Annotated in this window: 14 protein-coding genes; 5 read left to right on the top strand and 9 right to left on the bottom strand. The window is 42.3% G+C overall.

Translation table 11 applies throughout. The features are described 5' to 3' along the window. Positions 1 to 8 precede the first annotated feature (8 nt). The gene (gene ltaE / locus P4S60_RS18490) at positions 9 to 1,016 is read left to right on the top strand and encodes a low-specificity L-threonine aldolase (protein WP_337117009.1); all 1,008 of its coding nucleotides are present in this window, start codon (positions 9 to 11) and stop codon (positions 1,014 to 1,016) included. On the opposite strand, the gene P4S60_RS18495 is transcribed toward ltaE, so the two are convergent. From P4S60_RS18495 to P4S60_RS18535, 9 genes are all read right to left on the bottom strand, one after another. Next, positions 999 to 1,583, bottom strand: coding sequence for a thymidine kinase (locus P4S60_RS18495; RefSeq protein ID WP_062565567.1), 585 nt, complete (start codon positions 1,581 to 1,583; stop codon positions 999 to 1,001). The two genes, ltaE and P4S60_RS18495, sit on opposite strands and share 18 nt — an antisense overlap. A 108-nt stretch (positions 1,584 to 1,691) precedes the next feature. Next, positions 1,692 to 2,159: a methylated-DNA--[protein]-cysteine S-methyltransferase gene (locus tag P4S60_RS18500; protein ID WP_337117527.1), complete on the bottom strand. Its 468-nt coding sequence runs from the start codon at positions 2,157 to 2,159 to the stop codon at positions 1,692 to 1,694. A 2-nt stretch (positions 2,160 to 2,161) separates the two neighbouring features. Continuing rightward, the gene (locus P4S60_RS18505) at positions 2,162 to 3,511 is read right to left on the bottom strand and encodes a DNA-3-methyladenine glycosylase 2 family protein (RefSeq protein WP_337117010.1); all 1,350 of its coding nucleotides are present in this window, start codon (positions 3,509 to 3,511) and stop codon (positions 2,162 to 2,164) included. An 87-nt stretch (positions 3,512 to 3,598) separates the two neighbouring features. Next, positions 3,599 to 4,210, bottom strand: coding sequence for a superoxide dismutase (locus P4S60_RS18510; protein ID WP_337117011.1), 612 nt, complete (start codon positions 4,208 to 4,210; stop codon positions 3,599 to 3,601). 15 nt (positions 4,211 to 4,225) lie between these two features. After that, positions 4,226 to 4,732 (bottom strand): hypothetical protein, encoded by a 507-nt coding sequence (locus P4S60_RS18515; protein WP_337117012.1) that lies wholly within the window; start codon positions 4,730 to 4,732, stop codon positions 4,226 to 4,228. A gap of 119 nt (positions 4,733 to 4,851) precedes the next feature. Further along, positions 4,852 to 5,337 carry a GNAT family N-acetyltransferase gene (locus tag P4S60_RS18520; protein ID WP_054552102.1) on the bottom strand — a complete coding sequence of 162 codons (486 nt, stop codon included), beginning with the start codon at positions 5,335 to 5,337 and terminating at the stop codon, positions 4,852 to 4,854. A gap of 126 nt (positions 5,338 to 5,463) precedes the next feature. Then, positions 5,464 to 8,574 carry an efflux RND transporter permease subunit gene (locus P4S60_RS18525; RefSeq protein ID WP_337117013.1) on the bottom strand — a complete coding sequence of 1,037 codons (3,111 nt, stop codon included), beginning with the start codon at positions 8,572 to 8,574 and terminating at the stop codon, positions 5,464 to 5,466. Between the two features lie 9 nt (positions 8,575 to 8,583). Next, positions 8,584 to 9,663 (bottom strand): efflux RND transporter periplasmic adaptor subunit, encoded by a 1,080-nt coding sequence (locus P4S60_RS18530; protein ID WP_337117014.1) that lies wholly within the window; start codon positions 9,661 to 9,663, stop codon positions 8,584 to 8,586. A gap of 104 nt (positions 9,664 to 9,767) precedes the next feature. Then, the gene (locus P4S60_RS18535; RefSeq protein ID WP_337117015.1) at positions 9,768 to 10,145 is read right to left on the bottom strand and encodes a hypothetical protein; all 378 of its coding nucleotides are present in this window, start codon (positions 10,143 to 10,145) and stop codon (positions 9,768 to 9,770) included. Between the two features lie 157 nt (positions 10,146 to 10,302). Here P4S60_RS18535 and P4S60_RS18540 point away from each other — a divergent pair, with 157 nt between their 5' ends. From P4S60_RS18540 to P4S60_RS18555, 4 genes are all read left to right on the top strand, one after another. Beyond that, positions 10,303 to 11,166: a cation diffusion facilitator family transporter gene (locus P4S60_RS18540; RefSeq protein ID WP_337117016.1), complete on the top strand. Its 864-nt coding sequence runs from the start codon at positions 10,303 to 10,305 to the stop codon at positions 11,164 to 11,166. A 64-nt stretch (positions 11,167 to 11,230) separates the two neighbouring features. Beyond that, complete coding sequence (locus P4S60_RS18545; RefSeq protein ID WP_337117528.1) at positions 11,231 to 12,301, top strand: PepSY-associated TM helix domain-containing protein; 1,071 nt, start codon at positions 11,231 to 11,233, stop codon at positions 12,299 to 12,301. Positions 12,302 to 12,329: 28 nt separating this feature from the next. Further along, entirely contained in the window at positions 12,330 to 12,665 is a 336-nt protein-coding gene (locus P4S60_RS18550) for a DUF3703 domain-containing protein (RefSeq protein ID WP_337117017.1), read from the top strand. A gap of 222 nt (positions 12,666 to 12,887) precedes the next feature. After that, positions 12,888 to 15,023, top strand: coding sequence for a TonB-dependent receptor (locus P4S60_RS18555; protein ID WP_337117018.1), 2,136 nt, complete (start codon positions 12,888 to 12,890; stop codon positions 15,021 to 15,023). Positions 15,024 to 15,064: the final 41 nt, after the last annotated feature.

Raw genomic sequence — 15,064 nt, forward strand, 5'->3', positions numbered from 1 at the left:
ATAATAAGATGATCGACTTTCGTTCAGACACAGTTACAAAACCAACAGCAGCTATGCGCGCGGTAATGAATGACGCCCCTGTAGGCGACGATGTTTATGGTGACGACCCAAGCGTTAATCAGCTTGAACAATATGCTGTTGAGCGCCATGGCTTCGAAAGTGCTCTTTATTGTAGCTCTGGCACGCAAGCAAACTTACTAGCATTGATGGCACATTGTGAACGTGGCGACGAATACATTTGTGGTCAACAAGCACATAACTACAAATTTGAGGGTGGCGGTGCCGCTGTATTGGGTTCTATTCAACCACAACCAATTGAAAATAATGCCGATGGCAGTATAGATTTAAACAAAGTTGTGGCTGCAATTAAAGCTGATGACTTTCACTTCGCTAAAACCAAACTACTTAGCTTAGAAAACACCATTGGTGGCAAAGTTCTCCCGCTAAGTTATCTAAAAGAAGCCAGAGAGTGTGTTGATAAACATAACCTTGCTCTGCACTTAGACGGTGCCCGCGTGTATAACGCGGCGGTTAAGTTAGGTGTTGATATCACTGAGATCACCCAGTATTTTGATTCAGTTTCTATTTGCTTATCAAAAGGACTCGGCGCGCCGGTTGGCTCACTATTACTAGGTAGTAAAGCACTGATTGATAAAGCACGCCGCTGGCGTAAAGTACTCGGTGGTGGTATGCGCCAAGCGGGTATGCTGGCAGCCGCTGGCCAGTATGCACTTGAGCATCACGTAGCAAGGCTTGCTGAGGATCACGATAACGCGGCGTATTTAGCTGAGCAGTTAAACACGTTAACTGGTTTTGATACGTCAACTTTTCAAATCGATACCAATATTGTTTACGCAAATGTTGCCGAACATATCGATTTAAAAGCAGTGGCACATGCGTTAAAAGAGCAAAACATGCTGTTTTCACCGGGTAAACCCCTGCGTTTAGTGACCCACTTAGGCGTCACTAAGCAAGATATTGATAGTTTTATCTCGGTATTAGCGGCCGAGATTTAACGCTTCTTTATAATGTTTGCGGCACACCGATACATATCGGTCGTTGCCGCCAATTTCTACCTGATTACCGTCTGCAATCGCATTGCCATGCTCATCAGTACGTAGTACATGGTTAGCTTTACGACCGCAATGACACACTGTTTTTAACTCAATTAGTTTGTCTGCCCAGGCAAGTAGGTATTGTGAGCCACTAAATAACTCGCCTCTAAAATCGTTACGTAAGCCATAACACAGCACCGGAATACCAAGCTCATCAACCACATCTGTTAATTGCATTACTTGGTCTTTTGATAAAAACTGACACTCATCAACTAAAATACAATGGCGCTTTTGCTCTGCATTTAATGATTTGATCAATTCAAATACATCTTTATCTGCATCAAAAATATGCGCATCAGCCTGTAAACCAATACGTGAAGACACCTTGCCAACACCTGCTCTATCATCAATAGCCGCTGTTAAAATAACCGGTTCCATACCACGTTCGCGGTAGTTAAATGCAGATTGTAAAAGTGTGGTAGATTTGCCTGCATTCATTGCAGAATAATAAAAGTACAGCTGTGCCATGATGTTGCCCAAATTTTAAAGTCGCAATATGCTACCTTAATCGCGCGACAACATCATCTATTACCTTACTCTTATTACCTCAATCGTTGTCCCAGTAAAAGTGCTGTTTTATAACAAGCCTTCGTGTTTCAGTAACCACTCTTTTCTTTCAATGCCACCCGCATAGCCTGTGAGTTTACCGTTTGCGCCAATAATTCGATGGCACGGCACAATAATGCTAATTGGGTTTTTTCCATTTGCAGCGCCTACTGCACGCACTGCTTTTGGGTTATTAATCGCAAGTGCAATATCTTGGTAGCTTTTGCTTTGACCAAACTCAACATCCATCAGCGCACGCCAAACTTGCTTTTGAAAGTGAGTACCTTGGGTATCAAGGGGAACAGTAAAACGTGTACGCTCACCGTTAAAATATTCATTAAGCTCACTTATACACATTAAAATAGGTGTAAGGGTGTGCTCATCAACAACCTCTGTTTGCATTGCAACCACCGGGTAAAAGCCAACGTAGCTGACGCCTTTTGATGTACTTTGAATGGTAATATCGCCAATGGGGCTTGGCATAATAACTTGTTGCATACTCATAATTGTTGCCATAGTTGAAAAGTTAAATAAGAGCGAAATGGCGCGCAGTGCTCACTGTTAAATTCGCTTATTCCAGCGAGGGCTTTTTTAACCCCTAAGTCGCCCGCCAATAGAATATCGGGGTGGCTTTGACCGCGTAGTTTGGCGTAATTAACTGTCCACGGGCCAATGCCTTTGAGCTCTAACCAATTATCAAGCTCTTGATTATCTGGGTTTTGCTGACAATAAGCACTCAAACGTCTTAGCGCATCTTTACGTGATTGTGGCATTTTAAAAAAATCGAGTTCAGAATTGGCAACCCATTCAGGGCTTGGAAAGTAGTGGTTATTACTTTGCTGATTAAACTCACTTACAAGCTGTGTAACGAGATTGTGAGCCGCAGTAACACTCACTTGCTGACCAAGTACGGCTCGTATGCCCGCTTCATAGTCTGACCAAATTCCCGGTAAACGCAGCCCAACACACAGTGGCATCGCGCCTTTAAGCTCTGCATGTAAATGCTGTTCGATGGTGTGCGTGTCGGCGTCTAAATCAAGCACACGACGAATGTTATGGATCACTTGCTGTAAATAGCGGGTGTTATCGATATCAATTGCCACTTTAAAATGGTTTTTATGCTCAACAAAATGCGCTGTGAATTGCCCTTGGCAATATTTATCTTTAAAAGTGCGACCATAGCTCGTTGCGCTCAACCACTCTAGGCCACTGATTAAACGGCGCTGCAAAAAGTCATGGAGTGCTTGCCAGTTATAAGGCGGCCTAAATGCCAGTGTTAGAGTTAATGTTGAGGCTGGTTTTTTATCTGACTTGCGTAACTTTGAAGGAGCGATATTTAACTGCTTTAAAAAAGCATCGTTAAAACGACGAATACTATTAAAACCAGAAGCAAATGCGATATCTGCTACCGATAAATCTGTTTGTTGTAAAAGCTGCTTGGCAAAATTGCACTGGTTAAATAATCGATATTGGGTGATCGACAGTCCAAAATGTTGATTAAACAAACGGCGTAAATAGCGGCTCGACACGCCGAGTCTGTCGGCTAAAACCTCACAGTCGTAGGCCTCACCTTTATCAATCAGTTGTTTGGCGCGTAATGCGGTGGTTTTAGTACCTAACCAAGCAGGGCTATTCGGTGCACTATCTGGGCGACAGCGAATGCAGGGCCGAAAACCATCTTGAGCAGCTAAATGCGCGTATTGGTAATACTCAACATTCTTTTCTTGTGCCGTTGGTGCGGGGCAAATGGGTCTGCAATAAATGCCAGTACTTTTTACCGCCACAAAAAACACCCCATCAAAGCGTGGGTCGCGGCTTTGCCTTGCAGTTTGCCATTGTTGGCTAGTCATAATTTTTCTCGTTACACGCTAATACCGTTAGATTAACTGAATATTATTTTTTGACTAGCCAGTTTCGGACCTTAACTGTTTAAACAGCTATTTAATTGCGGCTAAATATCGGCGCTCAACTTCTGGCCAGTTGATCACTTCATAAAATGCTGCAATATATTCTGGACGACGATTTTGATACTTCAAGTAATATGCATGCTCCCACACATCAAGCCCTAAAATAGGCGTGTGATTTTTCATCAGTGGGCTATCTTGATTGAGGCTACTTTCAACGACCAATTGGTTATTTTCATCAACACATAACCACGCCCAGCCACTGCCAAAGCGACTTACCGCGGCATTAGTAAATTGCTCTTTAAATGCGTCAAAGCTACCAAATGTATCAACAATGGCGGTATTTAACTCTGTACTTGGCGTACCGCCGCCATTAGGTGACATAACCTGCCAAAATAATGAGTGATTATGATGGCCACCCACATGCTCTTGTACTGCTTTTTGTAAAGACTCAGGCATTGATGAAATAGTGCGTAGTAATGTTTCAGCATCTTGCTCAGAGTAATGACTACCCTCAAGTGCAGCATTCGCTTTATTGATATAGGTTTGATGATGCAAGGTGTGATGTATTTCCATGGTTTTCGCATCAATGTGCGGTTCAAGTGCATCATAGTCATACGCTAAATCGGGTAATGTAAAAGGCATACTGATTCCTTATCGTTAATGTAATAACTGCGTTTTATGGGGATGGTCAGCTAATAGCTGGTTGATTCGGTTAATGAGTGTCGGAAATGCCGATGCCATGCTGGCAAATTTAACCAGCTCATAATAGGTTTTATGATGATGGTGCAGCACCAAGGTGCGAACTTGCTGCTCAGGGTGATTTAATAGCACGCTTAATCGTTGATGAGCATGGCAAAGCCAGGTGCAGGCTTTATCGGGTTTTTGCATGACTTTAAAGGTGTCGGCAAGATTCAAAGTGGCAACAACAAATGCTGCAATACAATGCTCTAACGAGCGAGTAACCGACTGGTTGATTGGAATATTAGAAAACTGTGCGAGTAGTGTTTCGGCGTAGCTACTCGCAACCGTGTAATGATCACGCGCAGTAATAAGCTCGCCAGATTCAAATGCTAAGTTGCCTTGATAAATTACACTTTGCCAAGGGGCAAGCGCGTCATCAATGGCGTTCGAAGTTAACTGTGTGTGGCGTGTTGTTTGAGCCATAAAAATCACTTGCACTTATACCAATCATTCTATGTGTATTTAAACTACACACAGAAAAGATTAAATGCAAATGATTTTTATTTATATTGCTATTTGCTAATTTTAAGCTATAACATTACTTATTGATGCGCAAAGTCGATAAGCTCTTGGCCTGTTAGGCGGTAAATAATCCATTCGTTTTGCGGTTTAGCACCAATGCTGTCGTAAAAATCAATGGCTGGTTTATTCCAATCAAGTACCACCCACTCAAAACGACCACAGTCTTTTTCGAGTGCTTGCTTAGCAAGATATTGCATAATTTGCTTACCAGCGCCTTTACCACGGCTGTCAGCACTGACGTAAAGATCTTCTAAATACAAACCATTTTTACCAAGCCATGTTGAGTAATTATAAAAATACACAGCAAAACCAATTGGTGTGTCGCCCTCTAAACAAATGACACTATGCGCCGTTGCGCCTTCACTGAACAACGTTTTTAAAATAGCTTGCTCATCTGTTTTAACTGCGTCGGGTTCTTTTTCGTAAATAGCAAGTTCGGTAATAAAATGTAGGATTGTTGCAGCATCACTCGCGACTGCCGGACGAATTGTAATTGCGTTACTCACTCTGTATTCCTTTTTTACATCATTATTGTAACGCCCAGTTTATAAGGGCTTTAGCATGGTGTAAACGCCCTTTACAGAAATACACGGCATTAAAAAGGGGCTACTAAAAGTTAGCCCCATTATGCTTTATTTACTCATCGACTTATAAAGTACCGGAAGTACAAATAAAGTTAAGAAGGTTGCACTGACCAATCCGCCAACAATAACCGTGGCAAGGGGCTTTTGTATTTCGGCGCCTATTCCTGTGCTTAGGAGCATTGGAATTAGCCCAAGCATTGAAGTAAGTGCGGTCATGAGTACGGGTCTTAGTCTTGAAACAGCGCCTTCAAATACTGCTTTATCTTTGCTATCTCCTGCACTAATCCGCTGATTAATGCTTTCGACCATCACCACACCATTCAAGACCGCCACGCCAAATAGTGTAATAAACCCTACCGAACTGGGTACAGATAAGTATTGCCCAGAGACATATAATGCAATAACCCCACCAATTACAGCCAAGGGAACGTTGACAAGAATAAGCACCACTTGCGATAGGTTACTAAAAGCAAAATAAAGCAATAATGCAATCAGTAACAAGGCCACTGGCACGACTATCATTAGCCGCTTTTGTGCCCGTTGTTGGTTTTCGAACTGACCGCCAATCGCCAAACTGTAACCACTAGGTAGCTGCATTTTATCGGCAATGGCAGCGCGAATATCTGCAACTACAGAGCCCATATCTCGCCCCTGCACATTCGCTTGAATAACCACCCGTCTTTGAACATCATCACGACGAACTTGTGGAGCACCAGACTCAATTTGTACATCGGCTACATCCCCCACCCTTACAACGGCACCCGTGGGGGTTTGCAATCTAAGATCAGCAATCACATTTGGGTTTTGCCGAAAGCTTTTTGCTATACGCACATAAATATCATAGCGCTCATTGGCATTAATGATTTGCCCTGCGGATTGCCCGCCAATACCGTGCTGAACTACATCCATCAAATCAGCCACCGATAAACCAAAACGCGACAGGGCCAAACGGTTAGGTTTAACTATCAGCTGTGCTTCACCGCCTATTTGCTCCATCGCGACATCTTTAGCGCCAGGTATTTGCTGAACTAACTGCTCAATTTGTTGGCCTTTTTCAGTTAAAACGGCTAAGTCACTACCGAATAACTTAATGGCCAATTGCGCTTTAACACCGGATAAAAGCTCATCTACTCGGGTTGCTATAGGCTGTGAAAAGTTAAACAAGAGCCCTGGGAATTGCTCAAGCTTAGCTTCCATTAGCTGCTGTAATTCGACCCGCGTTTTCGCGTTTACCCATTGCTCGTGTGGCTTTAGGCCTAAATAGATCTCAATGTTGTTAACTGGTTCAGGATCTCCCCCGACTTCAGCCCTACCGATTCGGCTCAGCGCATATTCAACCTCACTAAATTCAAGCAACATGGCTTCAAGCTTTGGTGCAACGGAGATTGCCGTATCAAGACTTGCAGATGGAGCAAGTGTCACACGTAGGTTAATAGTGCCTTCTTCAAGCTCTGGCACAAATTCCGTACCCAGCCTAGGTAGCATAACGGCCGCTACAATCAGTAATAACCCTGCTATAGCTAAAACGCTACGCTTAGCCTGCAATGCTTTTTGTAAAGCCCGTTGATAAAGCATATCGATAGGTTTTAACAAAGTACTTTGTTTTACTGTCACACCCTTAGCAAATAAGTACACACACAGAGCTGGCACTACAACCAAGGCAACGATCACAGCGCTAATAATCGCCAACATAATACTTACAGCCATTGGCTGAAATAACTTCGCCTCAACGCCTTCAAAGCTAAACAGCGGTAAAAATACCGTTAGTATGATCAAAGAGGCAAAAAAGATGGGCCGTGCGACTTCTTTTGCAGCAATAGCAACCAGCTCCGAAGGATGCTTATGTTGATTATGCTTAAGCCCTAAGTGCCTAAATACATTCTCAACCATCACAACAGAGCCATCTACCAGCATACCGATTGCAACAGCAATCCCACCTAACGACATTAAGTTTGCCGACAAGCCAAGCCATGCCATTACACTCAATGCTAAGCCAATCGAGATAGGGATTGACAGTAACACCAAAAATGTTGCTCTTAAATCCAACAAAAATAGCACTAATACAATGATAATAAATACAAAAGCTAGAAGCAGTGCATCAATAACCGTTTGTACCGCTTGGCTAATAAGCTCTGCTTGGTCGTAAATGGCTTTAAATTCAACCCCCTTTGGCAGTGCTTGATTTATCATCTCGATACGCGCGTTAATGCCATCAATCGCTTGCTTGGTATTAGCGCCCATTCTTTTCAGCACGATACCAGTCACCACTTCACCACGATTGACTATTTCGCCTTGTTCATTGCGTTTAGATAAGGTGACAGCGCCTTGGCGAATTTCACTACCAAGCTCAACATTCGCAACATCAGCCACTTTAACGACTGTACCATCAATGGTTTTGATAGGTGTTTGCGCAATCTCAGCAAGCCCTTTTTCGCCAGGGGTAAACCAACCTGTACCACGAATAACAAGCTGCTCTTGGCCACGGTTCATATACCAGCCACCCACATTACTGTTGTTAGCATCTAGTGCGTTACTAACATCTTGCTGTGTTAAGTCATAAGCAAGTAACTTATTGGGGTTTATGTTCACTTGATACTGCTTTACCTCACCGCCAAATGACAGGATATCGGTCACACCATCAATGGGTAATATAAGTAATTTAACCACCCAATCATTTAAACTACGCAGTGCCATGCTATCTATCTTGGCATCTGGCTTTGCTTCAAGTAAATACTGATAGACTTGTCCAAGTCCTGATGTATTAGGGCCCATGGTTGGCATACCCACACCATCTGGGATCAACTCTTTAGCAGACTGCAAACGTTCAAAAACCAGTTGCCTAGCAAAGTAAATATCAACACCTTCTTTAAACACCACAGTGACGCCAGATAACCCCGTTTTAGAAATAGAACGCACCTGCTCTACATCGGGCAGTGCATACATAACCGCTTCTATCGGGTAAGTTATCAGTTGCTCTACTTCTTCAGCCGCAAGCCCTGGCGCTTCGGTATTCACCGCAACTTGCACATTCGTCACATCAGGAAAGGCATCTAAATTAAGCTTTGGGATCATAAATGCACTCACTGCAATCGCTGCAAGTAAGGCCAATACAACCAGTAGCCGGTTCTTTATTACCGCCTCTATTAATAAATTAAACATGCGTCACCTCTAGTGGTTATGCGGATCAAATCCGCCTTTAGCTAGATGTGATGCAATAAAAAAAGCACCTTGGGTGACAACTTCAACCCCGGCTTTAATATCTACCACCTCACGATAATCACCAAAGCTTCTGCCAAGGGTTACTTCTTGGGCAACAAAGCCGCCATCGTCATCAACGACAAATAACTGCCAATCACCATCTGCACTGCGTGTTAATGCATTTTCAGGTACAGCAAGTACCGCTTGATCTGTTTCAAAATGAAAATACACATCCGCAAACATGCCTGGATGCAAACTATGCTGCGTGTTTTTTACCTCGAGCCTAACGGTTCGTGAGCGTGTTTGTTCATCAATGGTATGTGCTTCTTGAATAACCGTTGCTTGATAGCGATTGCCGTTAACTTCTAACAGCGCCGTAGAGCCGTTACTGATAGTACGGTCTTGATTAGCTGAAAGCTGAGCAGCAACCCAAAGCGCAGATTCATCGGCTATTAGCATCAGCTCAATCCCCGAATCAACTCGCTGACCTTGGGCAAAGTTATCGGTTAAAACAGCCCCCGATGTTTGTGCAAACAAGGTGTATTCACCGAGTTTTTCTGGGCTTATGGTGAGTGTTTGTGCAATAGCTTGTTTTGATAAACCAAAGGCAACTAACCGGCTATAAGCCACTTCATACTCGGCTTTGGCAGTTAAGATTTGTTTTTCGCTGACTGTGCCCGCGGTCATTTTAGTAACACGTTGCCACTGTGCTTCTGCTAATCTAAATTCAGTTTGCTGGCTGGCTACTTCGCCACTAAATAAAGTAACTAAAGAGTCTCCTTTATTTACATGCTGCCCTAATAAGGCATGGCGCTTTACAACAATTGAATCAACACGCGGTGACACCACATAACTGGCGTAGCCATTGGCTTTAATTTCGCCCGGTGCATACAAGGTTTGATTGTGTTTTTTCAACACAAGGCGCTCAACCTTGATATTAGCTAGTTGCTGTTGCTGCTCAGTTAAACTGACTTCATTAGCATGTTCAGCTTGCTCATTTTCTTGATGGTTATGCGCTTGCTCTGTCGCATAAATATTTGTCACAGTCATATAGCATACGCACAGCAATGCGTAACGCATAAAATTTCTTAAATACATAGAGTGTCTCTTACTTAAAATGGGCCAAGCCCAAAAAATCTAAAAAGGGTTTTGGATTAAGTAAGAGCTAAAATAGGTGGGCGATGAAGCGGTGCTAAGTCAGCCGATTTGAAATTTAAATCAAATGATTCAATTTTAGTAAAGTAGATATCAGTAGGTTCAGATAATTGCAGCGAATCAACAAACGCAGGGCTGTGACAAACATGACAATGGCCTTTTTCGGCTGAGTCAGACAACTGTTTGTTAAGCTCGGCATGCTCTGATTGATGTAACTGGTGATCGCCATTGGTAGTGCAATGGGCTTCAAGGTCAATTTCTTCTGATAGCAGTACCGAGGTGTGATTAAACGCAGCATTATGATCGGCCACATCAAAGCTATCCAGCAGTGGCTGGAGCAATAATACGCTAATCAAAATAATAAATGCAGCTTTCACATTAAACCTAAAAATTGGTACAACGGCGCTAAATTAACAAATCCACCCGCATTTGAACAGTAAATTATAATCTGTACACGAACAAATCATTACAAACATTTCAATACCACGGCACGCATGGTATAAAAATAAAGCAAATCAATAACTAGGTATTTTTATGGGACACGGACACCACCACCATCATCACGATACAAATAACCAAAGCACCCACCAACTCATGCTGGCAGTTGCAATCAATGTGTTATTAACGGTCGCTCAGGTGATTGGCGGCCTTGTTTCTGGCAGCTTATCGTTAATTGCTGATGCACTGCATAATTTGAGTGATGCCTCGTCGTTATTCATTGCCCTAATTGCCCGAAAAATTGGCGCCAAACCTGCCAACGCTCGTTATCAATACGGCTACAAACGCGCTGAAATTTTAGCAACCCTATTTAACAGCTTAAGTTTAATTGTGATTGGTGGTTACCTAATTATTGAAGCTATCTCCAACTATTTAAACCCTGAGCCCATTGATGGTTGGATCATCATTTGGGTCGCTGGGTTTGCGCTCATTATTGACCTTGTCACCGCCCTCTTAACATACAAAGCAGGTGCTAAAGACAGTATGAATATTCGTGCTGCGTTTATACATAATGTGTCTGATGCATTAGCTTCAGTGGTGGTGATCATAGCTGGTACCTTAATTATTCTTTATCAATGGTATATTGTTGATTTAATTGCCACTATGCTGATTTCTGTGTATGTCATTTACCATGGTATTTTGCTATTAATGGCGAGCAGTAAAATTTTGATGCAAGCAGCCCCTGATAATTTTGCTTTAACAGCAGCTATTACGGAGCTGAAAGCCCAATTTGCCATCACTAATATTGATTACCTCAAAACGTGGCAAATAGATGATCATCACGTTCATTGCGAGCTCAAGTTTAGTGCCAATCACAATATCAATAACGATGAAATACGTCACTTTTTACATGATAACTTTGCAATTGAAAGCTGCACCATTGAACAAGTTTTAGTGTAAATGTTACGCGTTATCATTTACTATTCAGTTTTGTTTTAACAGCAAACTGAAGGAACAAACCTTGTTGAAGTTGTGGTTACGTCGTACGCATTTATTGCTTGCCTTAGTAAGTGGTTTATTTTTGATTTGTTTAAGTTTGACCGGTGCGTTGCTTATTTACGCAAAAGACATTCAATACCTTACTCAAAGCGATAAATGGACTGTAACACCTGCGGCTTCAGCACTTGATTTTGATGACCTCATAAAACATGTTTCAGCTTCGACTAAACAACCAGTTACCCTGTTAATGCCTGAGCAGCGCGGTGATCTTGCCTGGCAATTACAGTTGGCAAACAACCGCTATGTCAGTGTTAATCCATACAACGGTCAAGTGTTACATGAGTACGATTACTACACTACGATTTATGGCTTTACCATGGCTTTGCACCGCTGGCTACTTTATGAAGATGGCGATAAAAACCGCCCCCTAAGAAACTGGGTATCAGTGTGTGCGCTTATTCTTATTATTGAAATTCTGCTCGGCTTTTATATTTGGGTTAAGCCAAAAAATCGCATCAAACGCATGGCTATTAAGCGTAAAGCAAAATTTAGAGTGCTGATGTATCAGCTACATACCGTTCTGGGTGTGTATTTTTTAATTCCTCTCATCTTAATTGCTTACACAGGTATGGCGTTTAACTGGAAAGAACAAACCAAAGCCGTATTAGAATTTGTGATGCAAGGCACAGTTGAAGATAGACCTAAACCACCAGCCGTTATTCCCCCTTTAACGGATACGCCTTTTCAGGTGCAAAAAGCGTTTGATAACGCACAAACTGTATTTCCTGAGGGTAAATTATTTAGAATTTATTTACCGAAAAAACCAACTGACAACATTGGTTTTAGAATAGAGAACCCGGGTGAAAGCCATGCCTATAGTTGGGTATGGGCAAACCCATATTCAGCAGATATTGTTGCAAGCTATGATGCCAGCCAAAGCTCATGGACCACGCAAACATGGAACTTTAAATATAAGTTTCATATTGGTGATTTTGCAGGCCCTATCGTGCAATTACTGTGGTTACTATTGGCTTTGTCACCGTTATTTTTCACGATTTCAGGTGTTTACTTTTGGTACAAACGGCATTACAAATAAACAATCATTACTGAAAATGACATTCGCCATGAATAGAGAGCTTAAACATGCCTTTAACACCGAAATGATATTGGCTAAAACGAGTTATGAGAAAGCAGATTACACAACCGCTTTTTATCACTTAGAGCGAGCTCATATTCTGGGTCAAAGATATATCATTGCGCATACTTACTCACATTGGTGGATGTGTAAAATTGTTTTTAAAACCCATAATGCCAAGGAAATAATTGGTCAGTTTGCTCGCATGGCTGCTTCAATTGTGTTTTCACGTATTTGGGTTCCTCTCGGTAACACCGGCGGCACTGATGTTAGCCCTTTCAAACCAATGCCTATACCTGATGACTTGAAACGGTTTTTAAGCTAAAGCCGCTTTAATCTGCAGTTACTTGTTAGCTATTAAACACGACAATCCCCCTATTTATCATGACTATCCATTTAAGCCCTTTGGCTTAAGCAAGCAAATACAAATGGCTAAAATCTGCCAAGTCATTATTGCAAATAATTATCATTAGCCTTGCCTTTACACTTCTTTACATTTAGACTGCCGCACAATTACATAATAAATACCGATTTAACAAGGACAAGCATGTTAAAAACTTCACTGACTCTGGTCGCTCTTGCAATTAGCAGCCAGGCATTTGCTGATGATGCCATCAATAAAAAACTCACCGCAGAAGAAATGGAACACGTTGTTGTATCCGGCAGCCGCGTATTTGAAAGCATTGATGAAGTACCCGCTTCCGTCACGATTATTAGCCAAAAGCAAATTGAAGAGCATTTAAAAGTTAATCCAGAACTACAAAGCTTACTTGCGCAAATGGTACCAGGCCTTGCACCAGATACAGGTAGTTCGAGTAATACAGGTCAGAGTTTGCGTGGCCGTGCACCACTTGTGATGATTGATGGTGTGCCACAATCTACACCGCTCAGAAACGGCTCGTTAGGAGTTAAAACACTCGACCCAAGCGCCATTGCGCGTATCGAAGTGATCAAAGGGGCGACCTCTGTTTATGGTAATGGCGCATCGGGCGGTATTATTAACTACATCACAAAGCAGGCTACAAGTGATGGTCAGCCAGAAGGTGAGATCAGCCTATCGTCACGCTTTAGTGCAGTTAAGTTAGAAGAAAGCGCCGGTGCGCGAGTCTCTGCGGCAATTAATGGTCGTGCTGATAAAATTAGCTATTTATTTACCGCAAGTTACGAAGAAAATGGCGTTCAACGTGACGCCGAAGGCGATATTCTTGGTTTACAGTACGGTTTATCTGATGCAGTAACAGAAAATTACTTCACCAAACTTGGTTATGATTTTGACGATGAGAAGCAACTGCAATTTAGCTATAACTACTTTAGCTCTCAACAAAAAACCGATTTAGGGGATGTTGTAGGGGATCTTAATGATGGCGAAAAAACCTATGCCATTCATGTACCTAAAGAGCTGCAAAAGCAAGGTAAACCACAAGGCCCAGATGGTAACGAAAACATTACCTTAAAATACACAGATTATGCCCTGTTTACTAATACCCAAATGACGCTCGACCTTTACATGCAAGACATCGAGAATGTGTTTTTCTTTTCTACAAACTTAGCTAACCCAGACGAAGGCTACGAAGGCGGCCAATCAATTATTCGCTCTGAAAAGAAAGGGGCACGCGCTACCTTCAATACCCTTGTTGATTTTGACAATGTTGAAGCCACCTTCATTTATGGCCTAGATGCTCTAAATGATGTGACTTCTCAACCACTTGTAGATGGCCGTGTTTGGGTACCAGAAATGGATATGGAAAGTCTTGCTGGCTTTTTACAAACAAAATGGGTAATCGATAATGATTTAGTTATTAAAGCAGGTGTGCGCCAAGAGAGCATTGATTTAACCGTTGATGACTACGAAACGTTAAAGCTTTGCCGCTCTGAAACACAGTGCTCAGTGCCGCTTAGTGTAAAAGGTGACACCATAGATTACGATGCAACTACTTATAACGTGGGTGTGAAATACAATTTACTTGAGGCTTTCAGCCCGTTTGCCAATTACTCACAAGGGTCTGATATCTCAGATATTGGCCGCCTATTACGTGCTGCAACGGTAAACGATATTGGTTTAATTCAAACAGAAGCATCAATCATCGATAACTATGAAATTGGTTTTACCTCACAGTTTGATGACATACGTTTTGAATTTGCAGCCTATCGCAGCACATCAGAATTTGGCACCACGAATAGCTTTAATGAAGTAACCGGTGTTTATGAGCCGGTACGTGCACCGCAAGAGATTTGGGGTTACGAAACACTAGTCGATTATAAAATTAACCCAACTCTAAAACTGGTTGCAACTTACAGCTATGTTGAAGGCAAAAACACCGAAGACGACATTTACTTAGGCTCGCGCCAAATAAGCCCACCTAAAGGCACTGCTAACCTAAACTGGCAACCTAATGATGAATTATCACTGACGGTAAGTTATTTATATGTGGGTTCTCGCAAACGCTTTGAACCAAATGCAGACGGCGACTATGTTGGCGACCAAGGACCAATTAGCAGTTACAACCTATTTAACCTAAGCGGTCGTTATAACTTTAGCAAAAACTGGCAAGCGTTTATGGGGGTTGAAAATCTATTTAACAATGATTACTACCCTGCCCGTGCCCAGTCATACACCTACGGTGGCTATAACATTAAAGGCTTAGGTACCACTGTTACACTTGGTGCAACTTATAGCTTCTAAATTACTTTAATGAAGAACAACAAGCCCTTCTTAGTAAGGGC

This window comes from Pseudoalteromonas sp. Hal040 (assembly GCF_037162425.1).
GTDB classification, from domain to species: Bacteria; Pseudomonadota; Gammaproteobacteria; order Enterobacterales; family Alteromonadaceae; genus Pseudoalteromonas; species Pseudoalteromonas gelatinilytica.

What these genes read in the sequence shown, in the direction of transcription:
- ltaE (WP_337117009.1), top strand. Translation starts at nt 9, where the DNA reads ATGATCGACTTTCGTTCAGACACAGTTACAAAACCAACAGCAGCTATG.
- P4S60_RS18495 (WP_062565567.1), bottom strand. Translation starts at nt 1,583, where the DNA reads ATGGCACAGCTGTACTTTTATTATTCTGCAATGAATGCAGGCAAATCT.
- P4S60_RS18500 (WP_337117527.1), bottom strand. Translation starts at nt 2,159, where the DNA reads ATGCAACAAGTTATTATGCCAAGCCCCATTGGCGATATTACCATTCAA.
- P4S60_RS18505 (WP_337117010.1), bottom strand. Translation starts at nt 3,511, where the DNA reads ATGACTAGCCAACAATGGCAAACTGCAAGGCAAAGCCGCGACCCACGC.
- P4S60_RS18510 (WP_337117011.1), bottom strand. Translation starts at nt 4,210, where the DNA reads ATGCCTTTTACATTACCCGATTTAGCGTATGACTATGATGCACTTGAA.
- P4S60_RS18515 (WP_337117012.1), bottom strand. Translation starts at nt 4,732, where the DNA reads ATGGCTCAAACAACACGCCACACACAGTTAACTTCGAACGCCATTGAT.
- P4S60_RS18525 (WP_337117013.1), bottom strand. Translation starts at nt 8,574, where the DNA reads ATGTTTAATTTATTAATAGAGGCGGTAATAAAGAACCGGCTACTGGTT.
- P4S60_RS18530 (WP_337117014.1), bottom strand. Translation starts at nt 9,663, where the DNA reads ATGACTGTGACAAATATTTATGCGACAGAGCAAGCGCATAACCATCAA.
- P4S60_RS18540 (WP_337117016.1), top strand. Translation starts at nt 10,303, where the DNA reads ATGGGACACGGACACCACCACCATCATCACGATACAAATAACCAAAGC.
- P4S60_RS18550 (WP_337117017.1), top strand. Translation starts at nt 12,330, where the DNA reads ATGAATAGAGAGCTTAAACATGCCTTTAACACCGAAATGATATTGGCT.
- P4S60_RS18555 (WP_337117018.1), top strand. Translation starts at nt 12,888, where the DNA reads ATGTTAAAAACTTCACTGACTCTGGTCGCTCTTGCAATTAGCAGCCAG.